Origin of the sequence: Streptomyces curacoi (assembly GCF_001513975.1) — a bacterium.
Classification (GTDB): domain Bacteria; phylum Actinomycetota; class Actinomycetes; order Streptomycetales; family Streptomycetaceae; genus Streptomyces; species Streptomyces curacoi.
The window spans coordinates 293,658-316,814 of sequence record NZ_KQ947984.1; the positions used below are offsets into that span (position 1 = coordinate 293,658).

The following is a 23,157-nucleotide window of genomic DNA, read 5'->3' on the forward strand; positions in this document are numbered from 1 at the left end:
CCGCGGCCGAACAACGTCCTGCACACCCCAGGAAAACTCTGAGGGGCCGTACCTCGTAAGGTACGGCCCCTCAGTAAGCGGCTAAGCCTCAGCGGCTAGCGTTCAGCTCTGGCCACCCGCGAGCTTCTCGCGAAGCGCGGCCAGCGCCTCGTCCGAGGCCAGCGCACCGGAGGTGTCCGCACCCTCGGAGGAGTACGAACCGCCACCCGCGGCCGGAGCCGCACCCGCAGCGTCGCCGCCCTCGGCGGCAGCCGCAGCGTCCGCCTCGCGGGACTTGATGACCTGCTGCTGGTGCTGCTCGAAGCGGGACTGCGCCTCGGCGTACTGGCGCTCCCACTCCTCGCGCTGCTTCTCGTAGCCCTCGAGCCAGTCGTTGGTCTCGGGGTCGAAGCCCTCGGGGTAGATGTAGTTGCCCTGGTCGTCGTAGGACGCGGCCATGCCGTACAGGGTCGGGTCGAACTCGACCGAGGCCGGGTCGGCACCGAAGGACTCGTTGGCCTGCTTCAGCGAGAGGCTGATGCGACGGCGCTCGAGGTCGATGTCGATGACCTTGACGAAGATCTCGTCGTTGACCTGGACGACCTGCTCCGGGATCTCCACGTGGCGCTCGGCCAGCTCGGAGATGTGGACCAGACCCTCGATGCCCTCGTCCACGCGGACGAACGCACCGAACGGAACCAGCTTCGTGACCTTGCCGGGCACGACCTGGCCGATCTGGTGGGTGCGGGCGAACTGCTGCCACGGGTCTTCCTGGGTCGCCTTCAGCGACAGGGAGACACGCTCGCGGTCCATGTCGACGTCGAGGACCTCGACGGTGACTTCCTGGCCGACCTCGACAACCTCGGAGGGGTGGTCGATGTGCTTCCAGGAGAGCTCGGAGACGTGGACCAGACCGTCGACGCCACCCAGGTCCACGAAGGCACCGAAGTTGACGATCGAGGAGACGACGCCGGAACGGACCTGACCCTTCTGGAGGGTGGTGAGGAACGTCTGGCGGACCTCGGACTGGGTCTGCTCCAGCCAGGCACGGCGGGACAGGACCACGTTGTTGCGGTTCTTGTCCAGCTCGATGATCTTGGCCTCGAGCTCCTTGCCCACGTAGGGCTGGAGGTCGCGAACGCGGCGCATCTCGACCAGGGAGGCCGGGAGGAAGCCACGGAGGCCGATGTCGAGGATGAGACCACCCTTGACGACCTCGATGACGGTACCGGTGACGATCCCGTCCTCTTCCTTGATCTTCTCGATGGTGCCCCAGGCACGCTCGTACTGGGCGCGCTTCTTCGAGAGGATCAGGCGGCCTTCCTTGTCCTCCTTCTGGAGAACAAGGGCCTCGATCTCGTCACCGACGGCGACGACCTCGTTGGGGTCGACGTCGTGCTTGATCGAGAGCTCGCGGCTCGGGATAACGCCTTCGGTCTTGTAACCGATGTCGAGCAGGACCTCGTCCCGGTCGACCTTCACGATGACGCCGTCGACGATGTCGCCGTCGTTGAAGTACTTGATCGTCTCGTCGATCGCGGCGAGGAAAGCTTCCTCGTTACCGATGTCGTTGACCGCTACCTGCGGGGTGGTGGCGGTGGTCTCGGTGCTGCTCGTCATGTGGGAAAGGGCTCCGGTACGGACATTGAAGTCGTAGGTACTGCTTACGCCGGGAGCCCGTTTCGCTCTGCAGAAGCCGGACAGCCAAGGAAGCGCCACACGAAAAACCTGGTGGCGCCTCGACAACCGAGGGGACATACAACAGATGCGAGCGCAGCCTGCTACGTCTGAGGTGCGCAGGCCCGCAGCGCAACTTGTAGCATACGGGGGCAGCCGGACAGGGTCAATGCGCGAAGGCGCACACCCGGGGCGGATCACCCCATACCCGGCACAAAACCTGTCTCCTGAGGCCACGCAGGCCGCAAGGCGTCCCTTTCGCGACACCGCCATACGGGTGATGCCAGCGAGGTGACGGAAGAGTACGACGAGGGAGCCGATCATCCAAGAGCCCGTATCGTCCGAGTCCGCCTTCCGGTCCGCTTCCGAGTCGGCCCTCGAACCGGAGGCCACCCGGCGTGCTGCCGGTACCGCGGAGAGCTCCCGCGCGAACCGGGGCTGGTGGGACCGCAACGCGGACGAGTACCAGACCGAGCACGGCACCTTCCTCGGGGACGACCGTTTCGTGTGGGGCCCGGAGGGTCTGGACGAGGCGGAGGCCGAGCTGCTCGGCCCGCCGGAGGAGCTCAAGGGCAGGGACGTCCTGGAGATCGGCGCCGGCGCGGCGCAGTGCTCGCGCTGGCTGGCCGCGCAGGGGGCCCGCCCGGTCGCCCTGGACATCTCCCACCGTCAGCTCCAGCACGCCCTGCGCATCGGCGGCTCCTTCCCGCTGGTGTGCGCCGACGCGGGCGCCCTCCCCTTCGCCGACGCCTCCTTCGACCTGGCGTGCTCGGCGTACGGGGCGCTGCCGTTCGTCGCCGAGCCGGTGGAGGTGCTGCGGGAGGTGCGACGGGTGCTGCGGCGCGGGGGCCGTTTCGTCTTCTCCGTGACCCACCCGATCCGCTGGGCGTTCCCGGACGAGCCCGGCCCGGAGGGCCTGTCCGTCTCCGGCTCGTACTTCGACCGCACGCCGTACGTCGAGCAGGACGAGGAGGGCCGCGCGGTGTACGTCGAGCATCACCGGACGCTCGGCGACCGCGTCCGGGACGTCGTCGCGGCGGGTTTCCGGCTGGTGGACCTGGTGGAGCCGGAGTGGCCGGCGTGGAACACCTCGGAGTGGGGTGGCTGGTCGCCGTTGCGCGGAAACCTGATCCCGGGGACGGCGATCTTCGTGTGCGAGCGGGACTGAGAAAGGGAGCACGCGCGCGTGGGGGGCGGTTTCGCGGTCGTACGACACTAGGAGCGTGATCCGTTACGACGCCCTGGACGCGCTGCCCGTACGCGGTGCCCTGCCCGGTCTGCACGACGCCCTGGAGGGCCACGGCACCGCCGTGCTGGTGGCGCCGCCCGGCACCGGCAAGACGACCCTGGTGCCGCTGGCGCTGGCGGGGCTGCTCGGGGAGGGTCCGGCCCGGCGGGTCGTCGTCGCCGAACCGCGGCGGATCGCGGCCCGGGCCGCCGCGCGGCGGATGGCGTGGCTGCTCGGCGAGAGGGCCGGCGGGAGCGTCGGGTACACCGTGCGCGGGGAGCGGGTCGTCGGGCGCCACGCGCGCGTGGAGGTCGTCACGACCGGTGTGCTGCTCCAGCGGTTGCAGCGCGACCAGGAGCTGACGGGCGTGGACGTGGTGGTGCTCGACGAGTGCCACGAACGGCATCTGGACGCCGACACGGTGGCGGCGTTCCTGTGGGACGTACGTCAGACGCTGCGGCCGGAGCTGCGGCTGATGGCCGCGTCGGCGACGACGGACGCGCAGGGGTGGGCGCGGCTGCTGGGGGACGCGCCGGTGGTCGAGGCGGCGGGCGTCTCGTATCCGGTGGAGGTGGTGTGGGCGCCGCCCGCGCGTCCGGTACGGCCGCCGCACGGGATGCGGGTGGATCCGGCGCTGCTGACGCATGTGGCGTCGGTGGTGCGGCGGGCGCTGGCCGAGCGGGCGGGGGACGTGCTGTGTTTCCTGCCGGGTGTCGGGGAGATCGCGCGGGTGGCCGGTCAGCTCGGCGGGCTGGACGGTGTGGAGGTGCTCCAGGTGCACGGGCGTGCCCCGGCGGCCGTGCAGGACGCGGTGCTGGCGGGCGGGGAGCGGCGCCGGGTGGTGCTGGCGACGTCCGTGGCGGAGTCGTCGCTGACGGTTCCCGGGGTCCGTGTGGTCGTCGACTCCGGGCTGGCCCGGGAGCCCCGGGTGGATCACGCGCGCGGGCTGAGCGCGCTGACGACGGTTCGGGCCTCGCAGGCGGCCGGGCGGCAGCGGGCGGGGCGGGCCGGGCGTGAGGCGCCGGGGGCGGTGTACCGCTGCTGGGCGGAGGCGGAGGACGCGCGTCTGCCACGGTTCCCCTCCCCCGAGATCAAGGTGGCCGACCTGACGGCGTTCGCGTTGCAGGCGGCGTGCTGGGGGGATCCGGAGGCGACCGGGCTCGCGCTGCTGGACCCGCCGCCGGCGGGCGCGATGGCGGCGGCGCGTTCGGTGCTGACGGCCATCGGGGCGGTCGACGAGGCCGGGCGGGCCACGGAGCGGGGAGTGCGGCTGGCGGGGTTGGGACTGCACCCGCGGCTGGGGCGGGCGCTGCTGGACACCTCCGGTGAGGGGGCCGAGTGGGTGGCGCTGCTGTCCGAGGAGGCGCCGCGGGAGTACGGGGACGACCTGGTGGCCGCGGTGCGTGCGGCCCGGCGCGGGGGTGACGCGTACGCCGGGCGGTGGCGTGCGGAGGTGCGGCGCCTGCGGAACCTCGGCGGAGGGCCCGCCGTGGAGTCGGGCGCCGGGGACGACGCCCTGGCCGGGGCCGTTGCCGCGCTGGCCTTTCCCGAGCGGGTGGGCAGGGTCGAGGGCGGGTCGGTTCTCCTGGCCTCCGGGACCCGGGCGCAGCTCAGGGACGGCTCGCCGCTGCGCGGGGCGCCCTGGCTGGCGGTCGCCGTGGCGGACCGTCCCGTAGGCAAGGGGCACGCGCGCGTGCAGCTCGCCGCCGTGGTGGACGAGGAGGTGGCCCGGACGGCGGCCGCTCCTCTGTGCTCGCAGGGCGAGGAGGTCCACTGGGCGGACGGGGACGTGGTCGCCCGGCGGGTCGAGCGGCTGGGGGCGATCGAGCTGACGGTACGCCCGCTGACGAACGCCGACCCCGCCCTCGTACGCGCTGCCCTGCTGGAGGGGCTGCGGCAGGAGGGGCTCGGGCTGTTGCGGTGGTCCCCGGAGGCTGTCGTACTGCGGCAGCGGCTGGCCTTCTTGCGGGCGCACCTCGGAGAGCCGTGGCCGGATGTGTCCGACGACGCTCTGCACGCGCGCGTGACGGAGTGGCTGGAGCCGGAGCTGAGCCGGGCCCGGCGGCGGGCCGATCTGGGACGGATCGATGCCGGGGCCGGCCTCGGCCGGTTGCTGCCCTGGGCCTCCGGAGAAGCGGCCCGGCTGGACGAGCTGGCGCCCGAGCGGCTCACCGTACCGAGCGGGTCCAGGATCCGGATCGACTACGCCAATCCCGAACAGCCCGTCCTTGCCGTCAAGCTGCAGGAGATGTTCGGACTGCACCGGTCGCCGTCCGTCGCGGGCGTGCCGGTCCTGGTGCACCTCCTCTCCCCCGCCGGCCGGCCTGCCGCCGTCACCGCCGACCTCGCCTCTTTCTGGCAGGACGGCTACAAGGGGGTACGCGCGGAGCTGCGCGGCCGCTACCCGAAGCATCCGTGGCCCGAGGACCCGGCCACGGCCGAACCGACCCGGCACACGGCGGCTCGGGCCCGGCGTCAGGCGGGCGGGAGCTGAAGGCAGAAGGCCACTTCGACGTCGTCGAGCCTGAGGGTCGGCGCGTCTGCCGCCCGCAGGCCGTCCAGCAGGGCGGGCGCGCCGCCTCCGTGCAGGGTGTGGGGTCCGAGGTACTGCTTCCCGAGGCCGTGTACGACGACCCCCTTGGCCATGACGACGGCCTCCCCCGGTGCTGCGTACGTCATGCGGATTCGTACAACTCGGGGGCCGCGCTCAGGCGTTGAGCGGTTCAGGTTCGGCGGCCTGGGTGGGGCCGGGGTCCGCCGGGCGGCGACCGCGTGCCTCCAGGCAGAGGGCGAGGGAGAGCAGGAGGATGCCGAGGCCGAGGAAGCCCCACGGCAGATACGACGTCATCAGCAGGACCAGGGTGCGGTTGGACTTGACCAGGTCCACGGTGTGGTCGATGTAGTCCTCGCGCATCTTCACGTGCCCGGCGAACGCGGTCACCTTCTCGCGGTCGCCGAGGAGGGTGCCGCCGCGCAGTTCCTCCTTGTGGATCTCCTCGCCGTAGACGGGCGCTCCGGTGAGGGGTTCGACCCAGAACTTGCGGACCGTGGTGTACCAGCGGGTCGTGCCGGTCTTGGCGACCGACTCCGGGGTGATGCCCTCGACCGGCATCGTCCTCGGGAACTTCACCTTGGTCCACGGGATGGTCTGCTCGAAGTAGTAGACCTCGACGCCCCGGAAGTCCCGCGTGCCCTTGTAGTGGATGGGGGCCGTCACACGCGCCTGCGCGTCGAAGTACTCGTAGTCGCGTTTCTCCGTCAGGAAGGGCCACTTGAACTCGATGCCCTCCCGCCTGACCGGGTCGCCGTCGACCATCTCGCCGGTGGCGTGGACGGGTTCCTGGGTGTGGGCGTCGAAGATGTAGCGCTCGGGGATCTTGGAGACCATCTTGCCGTCGGGGCCGACGACATAGGACAGGCCGTCCCAGACGACGACGTCCTTCCCGGCCGTCTTCTCGATCTTCTCGGACGCTTCGACGTTGCCCTTCAGCGTCTGCACGATGGTGACCTTGGAGACCTTGCGGGCCTTCATCGTGCCGTAGTCGAGGAGGGTCGCGTCCTTCGCCTCCAGGACCATGTCCTGGTACTGGTGGGCCGGGATCTTGGCCAGGCGGGGGAAGGCGTACCAGCGCAGCAGCGGGGACAGCGCCGCGAAGAACACGGCGAGGGCGAGCAGGATCAGACTGGCCTTGCGGCGCATCTCGGCCTCCCTCCCGGGCGGGCGGTCACGGATGTGCGGGCACCGTCGTCAGCAGCGGCTTGGGGGACGTCTCGCCGGTCGGTGAGCCCATCGCGGTGATCGTGAGGACCAGGGCGAGCGCGACGGCGAGTCCGGTCGCGGCGGCGATCAGGGCGCGCATGCGGGCCTCCCGACGGACTGGAACTGATAGGTCGTCAGGTCCGGCACCGTAGCAACGGGCGGGCGAGATGAGAACACGTCGCACACGACGGCGGCGGCGCCCCTTTGCGAAGGGGCGCCGCCTTGGTCGTACGAGTGATTACGCGCTGGGACTGGCCGACGGGCTCGGCGACTCGGTCGGCTCGGCCGCCGCCACGGTCAGCTCGACGGTCAGGGTCGCGCCGCCCGCGGTGTTGATGCGGAGCAGGAACGTGCCGCTGGTGTCGTCGGCGTAGAGCTTCGGCAGCGTCAGCAGGCCGTGCTCGTCCGTCTCCAGGTCCTTCAGGGTGCGTACCGGGTTGCCGTCGGCGTCCTTGAAGTAGGGGCCCTTGTCGTTCTCGGCCGGGTCGTCCGCCGACTTGACGAGGGTGGCGGTGGCCGCGACCTTGTCCGCGACGGCGCCCTTGTAGGTCGCCTTCACCTCGACCTGCTCGGCGAACTCGCCGCCCGGCGTGCAGGTCAGCTCGGTGTCGCTGGTGCGGGTCAGGGTGTCGGCGGCGCGCTCGGTGACCGTGGCCGTGTAGTCGAGGCCGGCGATCGCACGGCCGACGACGGTGGCGCGGACGACGAACTCGCCCGTGTCCTCGCCCGCCTTGAGCGCGGGCGCCACCGCCTCGCCGGCGCTGTCGGTGAGGAGGGTGGCGTACTTCTCGCCGGTGCTGAAGGTGGCGCCGGTGGCGCCGGTGATCGTGAAGCGGACCCGGACCTTGGCGACGCCCTTGCCGGCCTCGGTCTCGGCGCGGGTGCTGATCCTCTTGGTGAAGGTGTCGCCCGCCATCGCGGTCAGCTTCGCGGTGCCCGCGTCCTCCAGGTGGTCCACCGTGTCGGTGGGGGTGGGCGCAGGGGGCGTCGTGCCCGGCGGGGTGGGGCCGGGCGGGGTCGGCTTCGGGCTCGTGGAGCCGCCGTTGCCGTCGGGCTTGGCCGGGGCGCTGGGCGTCGTCGGCGCCCTGGGCGGGGTGGGCGACGGCGAGGGGGCGGCTCCGGCGTTGTCGTCGCTGCGGTCGGACGGGAGGGTGCCGGTGCCGTCCGGGATCTCGTGGGTGCCCTTGCGGTAGTACTCCACCCACCTCATGACGAGGTTCAGGTAGTCCCGCGAGTTGTTGTAGCTGAGGATCGCGCGGTCGAGGTCGCCCTGCGTGGACAGGTCCCAGCCGTTGCGACACAGGTAGTGGCCGGCGGCGAGGGCGGCGTCGTAGATGTTGTTGGGGTCCTTCTTGCCGTCGCCGTTGCCGTCGCGGCCGGCCCACTCCCAGGTGGAGGGGATGAACTGCATGGGGCCCACGGCACGGTCGTAGGAGCTGTCGCCGTCGTAGGCACCGCCGTCGGTGTCGCTGATGCTCGCGAAGCCGTTGCCGTTGAGCTGCGGGCCGAGGATCGGGGAGAGCGTGGTGCCGTCGGCGCCGACCCGCCCCCCGCGGGCCTGGCCCGACTCGACCTTGCCGATGGCGGCGAGGAGTTCCCATTCCAGGTTGCAGCCGGGCTTGGCCTCCCGCAGCGCCGCCGCGGCCTTCTTGTAGGCGTCGAGGACGGTCGCGGGGATGCCCGCCTCGGTCTGGGTCGGGATGTCGGGCGTGCCGGTGGTCGGCGAGGGGTTGGGGCTGTTGAGCGGCGGCAGATCCGTGTAGTACGGCGAATTGCCGGTGGCGCTGTCCTCGGCGGACGCGTCCGGTGAGGGCTGGGTCCCGGTGGTGACCTTTCTGCCGGCGTCGTCGGTCGTCACTCCCGGAGCCTGGGACGCGGCCAGTGCCGCGACCACGACCGCGGCCACCGTGGTGTTCACCGCCCCCTTGCGCAGCCTGCCGAATTGCGCCGCCATAGAGCGAACCCCTCCCGTGGACGCCCGAGCGCCCGTCTCTGTCTGTCCCGAGCCCGCCGTCCTGGGCTCGCGCCTGTTGTGACGATCGACTTGCCGCGACAGTTGCCCTCGCGGCGCGTTTTCATGCCTGTTCGGGTGCTCGACCACGCTCCCCGCGCGGTGACCCAGGCGACCCTACGACAACTTCTTTGGCCGGGGCACCCGTTGGTGCCCGATTTTTACCGGTTGGCCAGATGCGATCCGGCCTCTCACCGGTCCCGCATACTGGCTTCACCGACGACCGGGGCCGGCCGGCCCTGCCAACATCGCGCGCGAGGAGCCCCGTTGCCGTTCACGCTCAGCCATGCGGCGGCCGTACTGCCGGCCGTGCGTACCGACGGAACCGGCCGGGGCACGCTCGTACCGACCGTGTTGGTGGCGGGTTCCTTCTCTCCCGATATGACCTACTACGCGGCAAGTGCTCTGCCGGGGGCCATGGAGTTCGGCGAGGTCACCCACTCCTTCGCGGGCGTGTTCACGGTCGACGTGGTGGTCACCTGGGCGCTGGTGGGCCTGTGGCTCCTGCTGCGCGAACCGCTGGTGGCGCTGCTGCCGGTGCGGCGACAGCCGCGGGTGGCCACGCTGCTGCGCTGCGGGGCGCCACGCGCGCGTGTCCGCCTTTCGCCGGCGGTGCGCTGGTACGTCTCGGCGGCGCTCGGGGCGCTGACGCATGTGGTGTGGGACGCCTTCACACATCTGGACCGCTGGGGGATGCGGCTGTTTCCCGTCCTGGGTGAGGAGATCGCGGGGTCGCCGCTGTACTGGTATCTGCAGTACGGCGGTTCGGCCGTCGCCGCGCTCGCCATCGCCGCGTTCGTGGTCGTGGCGCTACGGCGGACGCCGGCGGACGCGCCGGTCGGGGTCGCGCTGCTGTCGGTACGGGACCGGTGGTGGGCCGGTGCGGTGATCGGCGGGTGCGCCGCGGTGGCGGCGGTGCAGCGGGCGTCGCGCTGGTGGGACTACTGGGGGTCCACCGCGAAGTACTGGGAGCTGATTCCGACGCTGTGCTTCGGGGCGGGCGCGGGGCTCGTCCTGGGGCTGCTGCTGTACGCCGTGGGCGTCAGGGTGTGGCGTCCGGTCCGGGGCGCCGGCAGTGCGGGTACGGCCGGTAAGGAGCCGAGCCGTCCGGCGGCTCGCTGATGGGGCCTACGGTCGCGACGGACACGGTGACGGTGCGGGTGGGGCGGGGGCGTGGGAGCAGGGTGAGGGCGAGGGCCAGATAGCTGCGGGCCAGCTCGGCCCACCCTTGTGCCCGGGAGGCGAGGCGGCGGCAGAGGCCGGCGGCCGTGTGCCACAGCGCGGTCCTGAGGCCGACGGGGATGCGGGCGGTGCTTGCGCCGGCGGCGAGGGGCGGGGCCGAGGGCGGCGCTGGGGAGGGGGCGGCTTCGGTGTCCACGTTCGCCTGTGCCGGGGCCGTCCGGCGGTGGAGCGTGCGTATACCCATGCCCGCATCCTTACGGGCGGCGGGCGTCCGGGGCCTTTTTGCGGGGGCCACGCGAGTGACGGTCCCTCCGGGGGAGGAGCCGGGGCCCCCGTACGTGCCGGGTTTCGGTGGTTTTCGGGACTGCGGGTGGGTTGTGGCTGGTCGCGCAGTTCCCCGCGCCCCTTCAGGGGCGTTGCAGTCCCGCCCGTCCAAAGGCGTCGGGATGCCGGGCCGATCGAGAAACCGGCCCGGCGTCGGGACGTGGTGTTGTGCCGGAGCTAGTGGGCTGCAGACTCCCAGTCCGGGCCCGACCCGACCGAGACGCCCAGCGGGACACTGAGGTGGACGGCGTCGGACATCTCCCGGCGGACCAGCTCCTCCGCGGCCTCGCGTTCGCCGGGGGCGATTTCCAGGACGATTTCGTCGTGGACCTGGAGGAGGATGCGGGAGGTGAGGTTCGCCTCGCGCAGGGCCTTGTCCACCTTGAGCATGGCGATCTTGACGATGTCCGCCGCGGTGCCCTGGATGGGGGCGTTGAGGGCCATGCGCTCGGCCGCCTCGCGGCGCTGGCGGTTGTCGCTGTTGAGGTCGGGGAGGTAGCGGCGGCGGCCGAAGAGGGTCGCCGTGTAGCCCGTCGCCCGTGCCTCGTCGACGGCGCGGCGCAGGTAGTCCCGTACGCCGCCGAAGCGCTCGAAGTAGGCGTCCCTCAGGGCGCCGGCCTCACCCGCGTCGATGTTCAGCTGCTGGGAGAGGCCGAACGCCGACAGGCCGTAGGCGAGGCCGTACGACATCGCCTTGATCTTGCGGCGCATCTCCGCGTCCACCGCGGACGGCTCCACGGCGAACACCTGGGAGGCGGCCGTGGTGTGCAGGTCCTCGCCCGAGGTGAACGCCTCGATCAGGCCCTCGTCCTCGGACAGGTGGGCCATCACACGCAGTTCGATCTGGCTGTAGTCCGCCGTCATCAGGGACTCGAAGCCCTCGCCGACCACGAAGCCCCGGCGGATCGCCCGGCCCTCGTCCGTGCGGACCGGGATGTTCTGCAGGTTGGGGTCCGTCGAGGACAGGCGACCGGTCGCCGCCACCGTCTGGTTGAACGTGGTGTGGATACGGCCGTCCGTCGCGATCGTCTTGATCAGGCCCTCGACGGTGACGCGCAGCTTCGCCTGCTCGCGGTGGCGGAGCATGATGACCGGCAGTTCGTTCTCGGTCTGGGTGGCGAGCCAGGCCAGGGCGTCGGCGTCCGTCGTGTAGCCCGTCTTCGTCTTCTTCGTCTTGGGCAGGGCGAGTTCGCCGAAGAGGACTTCCTGGAGCTGCTTGGGCGAGCCCAGGTTGAACTCGTGGCCCGCCGCCGCGTGCGCCTCCTTCACGGCCTGCTGCACGGCGCCCGCGAACATCTGCTCCATGGCCTCCAGATGGGCCCGGTCGGCCGCGATGCCGTGCCGCTCCATCCGGGCCAGCAGGGCGGAGGTCGGCAGCTCCATGTCCCGCAGGAGGTCCGCGGCGCCGACCTCCTGAAGGCGGCCCTCGAAGGCCTCACCCAGGTCGAGGACCGCGCGGGCCTGGATCATCAGCGCCTCTGCCTCGGCGCCGTCGTCCGTGCCGAAGGCCAGCTGGCCGTCGGCCGCGGCGGCCGGGGCCAGCTCGCGGTGGAGGTACTCCAGGGACAGCGCGTCCAGGTCGAAGGAGCGGCGGCCCGGCTTGACCAGGTAGGCGGCGAGCGCGGTGTCCATGCGTACGCCCTCGATGCTCCAGCCGTGCTCGGCGAAGACCCGCATCGCGCCCTTGGCGTTGTGGAAGACCTTCGGCTTGTCGGCATCGGACAGCCAGGCCGCGAACGCCTTCTCGTCGGCCTCGTCCAGCTGCGACGGGTCGAACCAGGCGGCCGCGCCGTCGGCCGCGGCGAGCGCGATCTCCGCGACCGAGCCGGTGCCCAGCGCCCAGGCGTCGACGGTGGCCACGCCGAGGAGCTCGCCGCCGTGCTCCGCCAGCCAGGGGGCCAGCTCGCCCGTGCCGAGCACCGAGCCGTCCAGCTCCACGCCGTCGGTCGAGATCGGGGTCGCCTCGGCCTCCTCGGCTCCGGGGTCGATGCCGAAGAGCCGCTCGCGCAGGGAGGGGTTACGGATCTCCAGGGTGTCCAGGATCATCGCGACGGCCTTGCGGTCGTACGGGGCGCGTTCGAGGTCGGTGACGGTCTTGGGCAGCTCGACGCCCCGCTCCAGCTCGGTCAGCCGGCGGTTGAGCTTGACCGCCTCCAGGTGGTCGCGGAGGTTCTGCCCGGCCTTGCCCTTGACCTCGTCGACGCGCTCGACGAGCTGCGCGAACGAGCCGAACTGGTTGATCCACTTCGCGGCCGTCTTCTCGCCGACGCCCGGGATGCCCGGCAGGTTGTCGGACGGGTCGCCGCGCAGGGCCGCGAAGTCGGGGTACTGGGCGGGCGTCAATCCGTACTTCTCGAAGACCTTCTCCGGGGTGAACCGGGTCAGCTCGGAGACGCCCTTCGTCGGATACAGCACCGTCGTGTGCTCGCTGACCAGCTGGAAGGAGTCCCGGTCGCCGGTGACGATCAGCACCTCGAAACCGTCGGCCTCGGCCTGGGTGGCGAGCGTGGCGATCACGTCGTCCGCCTCGAAGCCGTCGATCGCGAACCGCGAGACGTTCATCGCGTCGAGCAGCTCGCCGATCAGCTCGACCTGGCCCTTGAACTCGTCCGGGGTCTTGGAGCGGTTCGCCTTGTACTCCGTGAACTCCTGCGAGCGCCACGTCTTGCGGGACACGTCGAAGGCGACGGCGAAGTGCGTGGGCGCCTCGTCACGGATCGTGTTGGCCAGCATCGACGCGAAGCCGTAGATCGCGTTCGTCGGCTGGCCCGTCGCGGTCGTGAAGTTCTCCGCGGGCAGCGCGAAGAACGCACGGTAGGCCAGCGAGTGCCCGTCCATGAGCATCAGGCGGGGCCGGCTGCCGCCGGGGTTGTTGTCGGTCTGCTTCGATGCTGTCTCTGCCACGCCCCCGATCCTGCCACGCCCCACTGACACTCGGTCCCCATCGGGGGCCCCGGCCGGTCCGGCACGGCTGGGCTCCGCCGTTGTCGCCGATCGCCATGGCGCGGAAAAGAGGAGGGTGGCGGCGGCGAGAGGGGAGGGGCAGCCGCGGGAAGAACGCCGCGGGAAGAACAGGGGGCAAGCGGCGGGCGAAGTGGAAGCGGCAAAGACCAGCCCAGGCGGTGAAGGCGACCAGCCCTGGCGGACGCGGGCCCCGCGTCGAGGCGGCCGTGGAGGAGCGGGAGCAGGGCACGCCCGCCGAGCAGCGACGCCGACCGGGCCCAAGCCGCGCGTAAGAGGCGGCGGCGCGCGGCGCCGGGGTGGCCGGAAGGGCGTCGCGAGCAGGACGGCGCTGCGGATCGCATAGGGCGCGCGAGAGCCGCGCGTCCAGCACGGACCAGGCGCCCGCCTCGCAGCCCGCGACGGCGCCGTCCGCACACCCGCCCCGAGCCCCCCTTCACCACACGGCCGTCCCGGGCTCACCCCCACCCCGCCACCACGCCACCACGCCAAGCCCACCGCCGGCCAGCACACGGCCGCCCCAAGCCCACCGCCCCGCCACCACCCGACCACGCCGACCCCAACCCCATCCCCTCTCCCCCACACCCCGTCCCAGGCCCGCCCCCTCTCCCCCCGCCCCGTCTCCCAATCCCACCCTCCTCACTCCCCACCCCCCCATGCGAGGATCGGAGACGTACCTCACACGTGTCACGAAGGAGAGCGCGCGATGGCCACCAAGCCGCCCAAGGGTGATCCGGTTCAGGACGCGCCGCAGGTCGCCGAGCCGAAGCATGCGGCGGCGGGGCTGCCGGCCATCGGGCACACCTTGCGTATCGCCCAGCAGCAGATGGGTGTGAAGCGCACGGCGTTGACGTTGCTGCGGGTCAACCAGAAGGACGGCTTCGACTGCCCGGGGTGCGCCTGGCCGGAGCCGGACCACCGGCACAAGGCGGAGTTCTGCGAGAACGGCGCCAAGGCGGTCGCCGAGGAGGCCACCCTGCGCCGGGTCACCCCGGAGTTCTTCGCCGCGCACTCCGTCGCCGACCTCGCGAGCAGGAGCGGTTACTGGCTGGGGCAGCAGGGGCGGCTCACCCACCCCATGTATCTGCCCGAAGGGGGCACGCACTACGAGCCGGTCACCTGGGAGCGCGCCTTCGACATCGTCGCCGAGGAGATCACCGCCCTCGGCTCCCCCGACGAGGCCGTCTTCTACACCTCCGGGCGCACCAGCAACGAGGCCGCGTTCCTCTACCAGCTCTTCGCACGCGAGCTCGGCACCAACAACCTGCCGGACTGCTCGAACATGTGCCACGAGTCGTCCGGGTCAGCACTCTCCGAGACGATCGGCATCGGCAAGGGCAGCGTCCTGCTGGAGGACCTCTACAAGGCCGACCTGATCATCGTCGCCGGGCAGAACCCGGGGACCAACCACCCGCGCATGCTCTCCGCCCTGGAGCAGGCCAAGGCCAACGGCGCGAAGATCATCAGCGTCAATCCGCTGCCCGAGGCGGGCCTGGAGCGCTTCAAGAACCCGCAGACCCCGCAGGGCATGCTCAAGGGCGCCTCCCTCACCGACCTGTTCCTGCAGATCCGCATCGGCGGCGACCAGGCTCTCTTCCGCCTCCTCAACAAGCTGATCCTGGAGACCGAGGGCGCCGTCGACGAGGAGTTCGTCCGCGAACACACCCACGGCTACGAGGAGTTCGCCGAGGTCGCCCGTGCCGCCGACTGGGACGAGACGCTGACGGCGACGGGCCTCACGCGCGCGGACATAGAAAAGGCCATGGCGATGGTCCTCGCCTCGCGGCGCACCATCGTCTGCTGGGCCATGGGCCTCACCCAGCACAAGCACTCCGTGCCGACCATCCGCGAGGTGGTCAACTTCCTTCTGCTGCGCGGCAACATCGGCCGCCCGGGCGCGGGCGTGTGCCCGGTGCGCGGTCACTCGAACGTGCAGGGCGACCGCACGATGGGCATCTTCGAGCGGCCCGCACCGGCGTTCCTGGACGCCCTGGAGAAGGAGTTCGGGTTCGCCCCGCCGCGCGAGCACGGATACGACGTCGTACGGGCCATCCGCGCGCTGCGTGACGGCGAGGCGAAGGTCTTCTTCGCGATGGGCGGCAACTTCGTCTCCGCGACGCCGGACACCGACGTCACCGAGGCGGCCATGCGGCGGGCCCGGCTCACCGTGCATGTGTCGACGAAGCTCAACCGCTCGCACGCCGTCACGGGCGCCCGCGCGCTGATCCTGCCGACGCTGGGCCGGACCGAGCGCGATCTGCAGGGCGGCGGTGAGCAGTTCGTGACCGTCGAGGACTCCATGGGCATGGTGCACGCCTCGCGGGGCCGTCTGGAGCCGGCGAGCCCGCACCTGCTGTCGGAGCCGGCCATCGTCTGCCGCCTGGCCCGCCGTGTGCTGGGCGAGGGCAGCGCCACGCCCTGGGAGGAGTTCGAGAAGGACTACGCGACGATCCGGGACCGCATCGCGAGGGTGATCCCCGGCTTCGAGGACTTCAACGCGCGCGTGGCCCGCCCCGGCGGCTTCACGCTCCCCCACGCCCCGCGCGACGAGCGCCGTTTCCCGACGGCCACCGGCAAGGCCAACTTCACGGCGGCCCCGGTCGAGTACCCGGAGCTGCCGGAGGGGCGGCTGCTGCTGCAGACGCTGCGGTCGCACGACCAGTACAACACCACGATCTACGGCCTGGACGACCGCTACCGGGGCATCAGGAACGGCCGCCGGGTGGTCATGATCAATCCCGAGGACGGTCAGCGGCTGAACATCGCCGACGGCTCGTACGTCGACCTGGTCAGCGAGTGGCAGGACGGGGTCGAGCGGCGGGCGCCCGGCTTCCGGGTCGTGCACTATCCGACGGCCCGGGGCTGTGCGGCCGCGTACTACCCGGAGACCAACGTCCTCGTCCCCCTGGACGCCACCGCGGACACCAGCAACACCCCGGCCAGCAAGTCCGTCGTGGTGCGTCTGGAACAATCGGCCACCGACTGAGCGTTTGCTCAGTCGACCTTCGACCGACTGAGCACGACGAACGGAGCCGGGCCCATGGGTGAGCAGCAGCATGTGACGTTCCCGCAAGAGGTCATCGACGAGTACGCCGCCCTCGGCGTCGATCTGCCTGCCCTGTTCTCCGCCGGGCACCTCGGGATGCGCATGGGCGTCCAGATCGTGGAGGCGTCCGCCGAGCGGGTCGTCGGCACGATGCCGGTGGAGGGGAACACACAGCCGTACGGACTGCTGCACGGCGGCGCCTCCGCGGTCCTCGCCGAGACCCTCGGGTCGGTGGGCTCGATGCTGCATGCCGGCAGCTCCAAGATCGCGGTCGGCGTCGACCTCAACTGCACCCACCACCGCGGCGTCCGCTCCGGCCTCGTCACCGGCGTGGCCACTCCCCTGCACCGGGGCCGCTCGACGGCGACGTACGAGATCGTGATCAGCGACGAGGCAGGCCGGCGGGTGTGCAGCGCACGGCTGACCTGCCTGCTGCGGGACGTGAACCCGGGCGACGGGGAGCACCTGCGGACGACGGACTGACACCGGCGCCCCGACGACAACGCCGTTCCGGCCAACACCCTTGTCTTTCACCGCCGTTGAACCCGAGCGCCCGGCGGCATAACGTCGAGCCATGACGACGGGAGCAGCCCGCCCGCCGGGCGCTCGGGGCCGCACCCCGCCCCCGGGCGAGCGAAGGCTCGCCCCGCCCGTCGGCGACTCCGGCCGCCCGGACCGAGGAGCGGTGCCGGAACGGCGAGTCGACCGGAGACCCATGGGGCTGACCGGGATCCCACCCCCCAATTCGATTTTCGTGCCCCTTACACGAAAAGGCGAGGCACCCGAGAACACCTTTCACAGCCGTAACTCTGCGTAATACGACTGCAATGCAAACCGGCCGCTCTCTTTGGCGAGCACCTTTCCCACAACTGGACAGAGGCCTCCTGGTAGCCTTCAGCAACGACCCGGGTAATCACCAAAACCTGTAAACGCTCGTGAAGAAGCTACGCGCGAACGCTGCGAGTTCTCACTATGTGGACAGGGCGAATCGGCCGGAAATCCGCTCTTCCCCCCACGGAGTACCGCTCTGTGTTACCCCGTGTCATAACAAGAGCGTCACAGCCTTGGTCAGAGCCTCCTCCATGTTCCCTTCACGCGCTTAGAGTCACCGCCAGTCACCGAGCCACCGGATTCGAAGCCACTTCGGCCCAGCGCTCGACTCGGCGAGTTCCACGGGGAGCCGCCGTGCCAGGGAAAGGACCTGATTCGTGCGTCAACGTTCGATCATCGCTATAACCGCCGCGCTCGCGGCGGGATCGCTGACACTCACGGCTTGTGGGTCGCGTGACGAGGGCGGCAACAGCAGCAACGGCGACAAGACCACTGTGGTGATCGGCGTCGACGCCCCGCTGACCGGCGACCTGTCCGCGCTCGGCCTCGGCATCAAGAACTCCGCCGACCTGGCCGCCAAGACGGCCAACAAGAAGGAGTACGTCAAGGGCGTCGAGTTCAAGATCGAAGCCCTCGACGACCAGGCCCAGCCGTCCGTCGGCCAGCAGAACGCCCAGAAGTTCATCAGCAACAAGGACGTCCTCGGCGTCGTCGGCCCGCTGAACTCCAGCGTCTCGCAGCAGATGCAGAAGCCGTTCAACGACGCCGGCCTGACCCAGGTCTCCCCGGCCAACACCGGCACCGAACTGACCCAGGGCGACGGCTGGAAGACCGGAAACTCCGTCCGCCAGTTCAAGACCTTCTTCCGCACGGCCACCACGGACGAGATCCAGGGTGCCTTCGCGGCCGACTACCTCTACAACCAGGCCAAGATCAAGAAGGTCTACCTGATCGACGACCAGAAGACCTACGGCGCGGGCCTCGCCGCCTCCTTCAAGACGAACTTCACCAAGTTCGGCGGCCAGATCGTCGGCAGCGACCACATCAACCCCGACGACCGCGACTTCAACGCCGTCGTCGCCAAGATCAAGAAGACCGGCGCCGAAGCCCTCTACTACGGCGGCGAGTACCCGGCGGCCGCCCCGCTGAGCCAGCAGCTCAAGGACAGCGGCCAGAAGATCCCGCTCATGGGCGGCGACGGCATCTACTCCGCCGAGTTCCCGAAGCTGAACAAGAAGGCCGAGGGCGACCTCGCCACCTCCGTGGGCAAGCCGGTCGAGCAGCTCGACTCCGCCAAGACCTTCATCAAGGACTACGAGGCGGCGGGCTACGAGGACGACTACGAGGCCTACGGCGGCCTCACCTACGACGCCACCTGGGCCATCATCGAGGCCGTCAAGCTGGCGGTCGAGGGCAACGACGGCAAGGTCCCGTCCGACGGCCGCAAGGCGGTCCTGGACGCCATGGCCAAGGTCAAGTTCGACGGCGTCACCGGCACCATCTCCTTCGACGAGTTCGGTGACACCACGAACCACACCATGACCGCGTACAAGGTCAAGAACAAGGCATGGGCGCCGGAGTTCAGCGGCGAACCCAAGCTGGGCTGAGCAGAGGACGAGTAAAGAACACTCCCCCATCACACATTGATCCAGGCCGCGCGGGAACGCCCACCAGCGCTCCCGCGCGGCGCCATATCCGAACCACTCCACGGAGGCCCTGCGGTGAACGAACTGCCGCAACAGCTGGCCAATGGACTCATCCTCGGCGCGATGTACGGACTCATCGCGATCGGCTACACGATGGTCTACGGCATCGTCCAGCTCATCAACTTCGCCCACGGCGAGATATTCATGGTCGGGGGCTTCGGGGCCCTCACCGTCTGGTTGGTACTCCCCGAAGGCTTCGCCCTCGGCGCCGCGATCCCCCTCATGATCGTCGCCGGCGTCATCGTCTCCGTCGCCGTCGCCACCGCGGCGGAACGCTTCGCCTACCGACCACTGCGCACCGCGCCACGCCTGGCACCCCTCATCACCGCCATCGGCCTGTCCATCGTCCTCCAGCAGGCCGTATGGATGTGGTACCCGGACGCGAAGAAGGACCAGACCTTCCCGCAGTTCGAAGGCGGCCCCATCGACATCCTGGGCGCCAACATCCAGCGCGGCGACCTCTTCGTGCTCATAGCCGCCCCGCTGTGCATGTTCGCCCTCGGCCTCTTCGTCACCAAGACGCGCTCCGGCCGCGGCATGCAGGCCACCGCCCAGGACCCCGACACCGCCAAACTGATGGGCATCAACACCGACCGCATCATCGTCATGGCCTTCGCCATCGGTGCCGCGTTCGCCGCCATCGCCGCCGTCGCCTACGGCCTGAAAAACGGCCAGGTCGGCTTCCGTATGGGCTTCCTGATGGGCCTCAAGGCCTTCACCGCCGCCGTCCTCGGCGGCATCGGCAACATCTACGGCGCCATGCTCGGCGGTGTGGTCCTCGGCGTCGCCGAGTCCCTCGCCACCGGCTACATCGGCGACATCCCCGGCATGGACCTCTTCGGCGGCGGCGCCTGGAAGGACGTATGGGCGTTCGCCCTCCTCATCCTCGTCCTCCTGTTCAGGCCACAAGGCCTGCTCGGCGAACGCGTCGCGGATCGGGCGTGATACCCATGACCACCGAGACCCCCATGGACAAGACCACCGACACCACCAAGGTGTCCACCGCACCGGCCACCCCCATCATCCCGCTGCCGCACACCGCGGCACGCGCGCTGACCGTCGCCGGCTCCGCCCTCGCCCTCGCAGGCACCTTCCTCGCCTGGACCTGGACCGACGAATTCCCGGGCAAACTCACCATCACCGGCTACCCCGGCGGCCTCCAGGTCCTCACCCTCGTCGGCTCCGTACTCACCCTGCTGTTCGCCCTCTCCGGCTACGGCATCCGCGGCCTCGGCTGGCTCACCCCCGGCGGCAAGAACAGCCCCGTCCTGCTCGCCGCCCTCGGCGTGTTCGGCACCACGGGCTACGCCATGGGCGCCATCAGCTACGAACTCGGCGGCCTCGTCAACCTGGAGCCCGGCGCCTGGGTCTCCGGCATCGGCGCCCTCGTCGCCGTCATCGGCGCCCTCGGCCTCCCGGTCGACCAGCCCTACGACGCGGCGGACCCCACCCCCAACCTCTGGGGCCGGATCCGCCACTCCCTCACCGCCCCCGAACCCGGCCGCGCCAAGGACCTGCCCTCCTGGGCGGAAATCCTCATCATCGCCGCGGGCTTCGGCGTCGGCCTGTACGTGTTCGCGTACGGCATCGGCACCGAGTACTCCGAGCTGTTCATCGGCTTCCTGATCATCACGGGCTTCGGCTTCACCGCCGTCACCCGCGCAGGCCTCCTCAAGCGGCTCTCGGCACTCACCGCCAAACACCGCAACGTCGCCATGGCCGCAGCCTTCGTCGCGGCGATCTGCTTCCCGTTCACCCAGACCAACGACCAGTTCGCCCTCATCGGCGCGAACATCCTCATCTTCGCCACGGTCGCCCTGGGCCTCAACGTCGTCGTCGGCCTCGCCGGCCTCCTCGACCTCGGATACGTCGCCTTCCTCGGCGTCGGCGCCTACGCCGCCGCCCTGGTCTCCGGCTCCCCGCAGTCGAGCATCGGCGTCGAATTCCCGTTCTGGGCGGCCGTCCTCACCGGCGCCGCCGCCTCGCTGATCTTCGGCGTGGTGATCGGCGCCCCCACCCTGCGACTGCGCGGCGACTACCTCGCCATCGTGACGCTCGGCTTCGGTGAGATCTTCCGCATCACCATGAACAACCTGAACGGCAACAGCGGACCGGACGTCACCAACGGCTCCAACGGCATCCCCAACATCCCGGACCTGGAGATCTTCGGGTTCAACCTCGGACTGCCGCACAACGTCCTGGGCACCGAACTCACCCGCTCCGGCAACTACTACCTGCTGATGCTGCTGTGCACGGCCATCGTCGTCCTGGTCTTCCGCCGCTCCGCGGAATCCCGCATCGGCCGCGCCTGGGTCGCCATCCGCGAGGACGAAACCGCCGCCACCGCGATGGGCATCAACGGCTTCCGCCTCAAGCTCCTCGCCTTCGCACTCGGCGCCGCCCTCGCCGGCCTCGCCGGCACCGTCCAGGCACACGTGTCCTACAGCGTCACCCCCGAGCAGTACCAGTTCGCCGGCTCCGTACCCCCGAACTCGGCCTTCCTGCTCGCCGCCGTCATCCTCGGCGGCATGGGCACCATCAGCGGCCCGCTGATCGGCGCCGCACTGCTCTACCTGATCCCGGCCAAGCTCCAGTTCATGGCGGAGTACCAGCTGCTCCTCTTCGGCGTCGCGCTGATGCTGCTGATGCGCTTCCGCCCCGAGGGCCTGGTCGCCGACCGCAGGAAGCAGCTCGAATTCCACGAGACCGGACAGCTCGACGTACCGGAGGACAAGCCATTGCCCGAAGGCGCGACCGGCGTCGCCAAGGCAGGGGCGTGACCGCCATGACCACCACCACGACCGCACCCACCGCCACGACGGTGCTCGACGCCAGCGGTGTCACCATGCGCTTCGGCGGCCTCACCGCCGTACGCGACGTGAACCTCACCGTGAACACCGGCGAGATCGTCGGCCTCATCGGCCCCAACGGCGCCGGCAAGACGACCTTCTTCAACTGCCTCACCGGCCTGTACGTGCCGACCGAGGGCAAGGTCGCCTACAAGGGCACCGTCCTGCCGCCCAAGCCGCACCTGGTCACCCAGGCCGGCATCGCCCGTACGTTCCAGAACATCCGGCTCTTCGCCAACATGACCGTCCTGGAAAACGTGCTCGTCGGACGGCACACCCGCACCAAGGAAGGCCTCTGGTCGGCCCTCCTGCGCCTGCCCGGCTTCAAAAAGGCCGAGGAGGAGTCCCGCGCCCGGGCCATGGAACTCCTGGAGTTCACCGGCCTCGCCGCCAAGGCCGACCACCTCGCCCGCAACCTGCCCTACGGCGAACAGCGCAAGCTGGAAATCGCCCGCGCGCTCGCGAGCGAGCCCGGCCTGCTCCTCCTCGACGAGCCCACCGCCGGCATGAACCCGCAGGAAACCCGGGCCGCCGAAGAACTCATCTTCGCCATCCGGGACCAGGGCATCGCCGTCCTCGTCATCGAGCACGACATCCGGTTCATCATGAACCTGTGCGACCGGGTCGCCGTGCTGGTCCAGGGCGAGAAGATCGTCGAGGGCCCCGCCGAGGTCGTCCAGGCCGACGAGCGCGTCATCGCCGCCTACCTGGGCACGCCCTTCGAGGGCGAGCCCGGCACCGCGGAAGCCGCCGAAGTCGAGGCTGCGGAGGCCGACGCGCAGAGCACCACGGAAGGGGACGACAAGTGACCGCACTGCTCGAGGTCGAGGACCTCAGGGTCGCTTACGGCAAGATCGAGGCCGTCAAGGGCATCTCGTTCAAGGTCAACGCGGGCGAGGTCGTCACCCTCATCGGCACCAACGGCGCCGGCAAGACCACGACCCTGCGCACCCTGTCGGGCCTCCTCCAGCCCCTGTCCGGCGAGATCAAGTTCGACGGCAAGTCACTGAAGAAGATCCCCGCCCACAAGGTCGTCTCCCTGGGACTCGCCCACTCCCCCGAGGGGCGGCACATCTTCCCCCGCATGACGATCGAGGACAACCTCCGCCTCGGCGCCTTCCTCCGCAACGACAAGGAAGGAATCGAAAAGGACATCCAACGCGCCTACGACCTCTTCCCCATCCTCGGAGAGCGCCGCAAGCAAGCCGCGGGCACCCTCTCCGGCGGCGAGCAGCAGATGCTCGCCATGGGACGGGCACTGATGTCCCGGCCGAAACTGCTCATGCTCGACGAGCCCTCCATGGGCCTCTCCCCGATCATGATGCAGAAGATCATGTCCACCATCCAGGAGCTCAAGTCCCAGGGCACCACCATCCTGCTCATCGAGCAGAACGCCCAGGCCGCGCTCTCCCTGGCCGACCACGGCCACGTCATGGAGGTCGGCAAGATCGTCCTCTCCGGCACCGGACAGGACCTCCTGCACGACGAATCCGTACGAAAGGCATACCTGGGCGAGGACTGACCGCCCACCCGCCACACGAATGAGGCCCGCGTCCCCAGCAGGGGACGCGGGCCTCACTCACACGCTACTCATACGCCCAAG

17 protein-coding genes are annotated in these 23,157 nt (G+C 70.4%); 10 read left to right on the forward strand and 7 right to left on the reverse strand.

Annotation, left to right across the window (positions count from 1 at the left end):
* Window positions 1-102 precede the first annotated feature (102 nt).
* Window positions 103-1,599: a 30S ribosomal protein S1 gene (gene rpsA, locus AQI70_RS01345; protein WP_062142840.1), complete on the reverse strand. Its 1,497-nt coding sequence runs from the start codon at window positions 1,597-1,599 to the stop codon at window positions 103-105.
* A gap of 376 nt (window positions 1,600-1,975) precedes the next feature.
* Here rpsA and AQI70_RS01350 point away from each other — a divergent pair, with 376 nt between their 5' ends.
* The gene (locus tag AQI70_RS01350; RefSeq protein ID WP_079051101.1) at window positions 1,976-2,824 is read left to right on the forward strand and encodes a class I SAM-dependent methyltransferase; all 849 of its coding nucleotides are present in this window, start codon (window positions 1,976-1,978) and stop codon (window positions 2,822-2,824) included.
* A gap of 55 nt (window positions 2,825-2,879) precedes the next feature.
* The gene (hrpB, locus tag AQI70_RS01355) at window positions 2,880-5,378 is read left to right on the forward strand and encodes an ATP-dependent helicase HrpB (RefSeq protein ID WP_062142845.1); all 2,499 of its coding nucleotides are present in this window, start codon (window positions 2,880-2,882) and stop codon (window positions 5,376-5,378) included.
* On the opposite strand, the gene AQI70_RS01360 is transcribed toward hrpB, so the two are convergent.
* The 4 genes from AQI70_RS01360 to AQI70_RS01370 all read right to left on the reverse strand — a co-directional run bounded on the left by AQI70_RS01360 (window position 5,360) and on the right by AQI70_RS01370 (window position 8,598).
* The gene (locus tag AQI70_RS01360) at window positions 5,360-5,563 is read right to left on the reverse strand and encodes a hypothetical protein (protein WP_062142848.1); all 204 of its coding nucleotides are present in this window, start codon (window positions 5,561-5,563) and stop codon (window positions 5,360-5,362) included. The two genes, hrpB and AQI70_RS01360, sit on opposite strands and share 19 nt — an antisense overlap.
* 28 nt (window positions 5,564-5,591) lie before the next feature.
* Window positions 5,592-6,584, reverse strand: a complete 993-nt coding sequence (pgfA, locus tag AQI70_RS01365; RefSeq protein WP_062142851.1) for a cell envelope lipid trafficking protein PgfA — start codon at window positions 6,582-6,584, stop codon at window positions 5,592-5,594.
* A 25-nt stretch (window positions 6,585-6,609) separates the two neighbouring features.
* Window positions 6,610-6,744, reverse strand: a complete 135-nt coding sequence (locus AQI70_RS38305) for an SPW_0924 family protein (protein WP_107116887.1) — start codon at window positions 6,742-6,744, stop codon at window positions 6,610-6,612.
* A gap of 138 nt (window positions 6,745-6,882) precedes the next feature.
* Window positions 6,883-8,598: a lytic transglycosylase domain-containing protein gene (locus tag AQI70_RS01370; RefSeq protein WP_062142855.1), complete on the reverse strand. Its 1,716-nt coding sequence runs from the start codon at window positions 8,596-8,598 to the stop codon at window positions 6,883-6,885.
* Between the two features lie 324 nt (window positions 8,599-8,922).
* On the opposite strand from AQI70_RS01370, the gene AQI70_RS01375 reads away from it, so the two are divergent.
* Entirely contained in the window at window positions 8,923-9,777 is an 855-nt protein-coding gene (locus tag AQI70_RS01375) for a DUF4184 family protein (RefSeq protein ID WP_062142859.1), read from the forward strand.
* Here the strand turns inward: AQI70_RS01375 and AQI70_RS36925 are convergent.
* Together AQI70_RS36925 and polA are read right to left on the reverse strand one after the other, a co-directional pair.
* The gene (locus tag AQI70_RS36925; RefSeq protein ID WP_079051102.1) at window positions 9,698-10,081 is read right to left on the reverse strand and encodes a hypothetical protein; all 384 of its coding nucleotides are present in this window, start codon (window positions 10,079-10,081) and stop codon (window positions 9,698-9,700) included. The two genes, AQI70_RS01375 and AQI70_RS36925, sit on opposite strands and share 80 nt — an antisense overlap.
* Before the next feature lie 257 nt (window positions 10,082-10,338).
* Window positions 10,339-13,065, reverse strand: coding sequence for a DNA polymerase I (polA, locus tag AQI70_RS01380; RefSeq protein ID WP_062142862.1), 2,727 nt, complete (start codon window positions 13,063-13,065; stop codon window positions 10,339-10,341).
* Between the two features lie 763 nt (window positions 13,066-13,828).
* Here polA and AQI70_RS01385 point away from each other — a divergent pair.
* The 7 genes from AQI70_RS01385 to AQI70_RS01415 all read left to right on the forward strand — a co-directional run bounded on the left by AQI70_RS01385 (window position 13,829) and on the right by AQI70_RS01415 (window position 23,076).
* Window positions 13,829-16,108 (forward strand): FdhF/YdeP family oxidoreductase, encoded by a 2,280-nt coding sequence (locus AQI70_RS01385; RefSeq protein ID WP_062142865.1) that lies wholly within the window; start codon window positions 13,829-13,831, stop codon window positions 16,106-16,108.
* A gap of 54 nt (window positions 16,109-16,162) precedes the next feature.
* Window positions 16,163-16,651: a hotdog fold thioesterase gene (locus AQI70_RS01390; RefSeq protein WP_062142868.1), complete on the forward strand. Its 489-nt coding sequence runs from the start codon at window positions 16,163-16,165 to the stop codon at window positions 16,649-16,651.
* A 725-nt stretch (window positions 16,652-17,376) separates the two neighbouring features.
* The gene (locus tag AQI70_RS01395) at window positions 17,377-18,606 is read left to right on the forward strand and encodes a branched-chain amino acid ABC transporter substrate-binding protein (protein ID WP_425264593.1); all 1,230 of its coding nucleotides are present in this window, start codon (window positions 17,377-17,379) and stop codon (window positions 18,604-18,606) included.
* A gap of 114 nt (window positions 18,607-18,720) precedes the next feature.
* Entirely contained in the window at window positions 18,721-19,650 is a 930-nt protein-coding gene (locus AQI70_RS01400) for a branched-chain amino acid ABC transporter permease (protein ID WP_062142871.1), read from the forward strand.
* A 23-nt stretch (window positions 19,651-19,673) separates the two neighbouring features.
* Complete coding sequence (locus AQI70_RS01405) at window positions 19,674-21,485, forward strand: branched-chain amino acid ABC transporter permease (protein WP_062144918.1); 1,812 nt, start codon at window positions 19,674-19,676, stop codon at window positions 21,483-21,485.
* Between the two features lie 5 nt (window positions 21,486-21,490).
* Window positions 21,491-22,363, forward strand: coding sequence for an ABC transporter ATP-binding protein (locus AQI70_RS01410; protein WP_062144916.1), 873 nt, complete (start codon window positions 21,491-21,493; stop codon window positions 22,361-22,363).
* On the forward strand, window positions 22,360-23,076 hold the full coding sequence (locus AQI70_RS01415) for an ABC transporter ATP-binding protein (protein WP_062142875.1): 717 nt from the start codon (window positions 22,360-22,362) through the stop codon (window positions 23,074-23,076). The genes AQI70_RS01410 and AQI70_RS01415 overlap by 4 nt, the downstream gene beginning before the upstream one ends.
* Window positions 23,077-23,157: the final 81 nt, after the last annotated feature.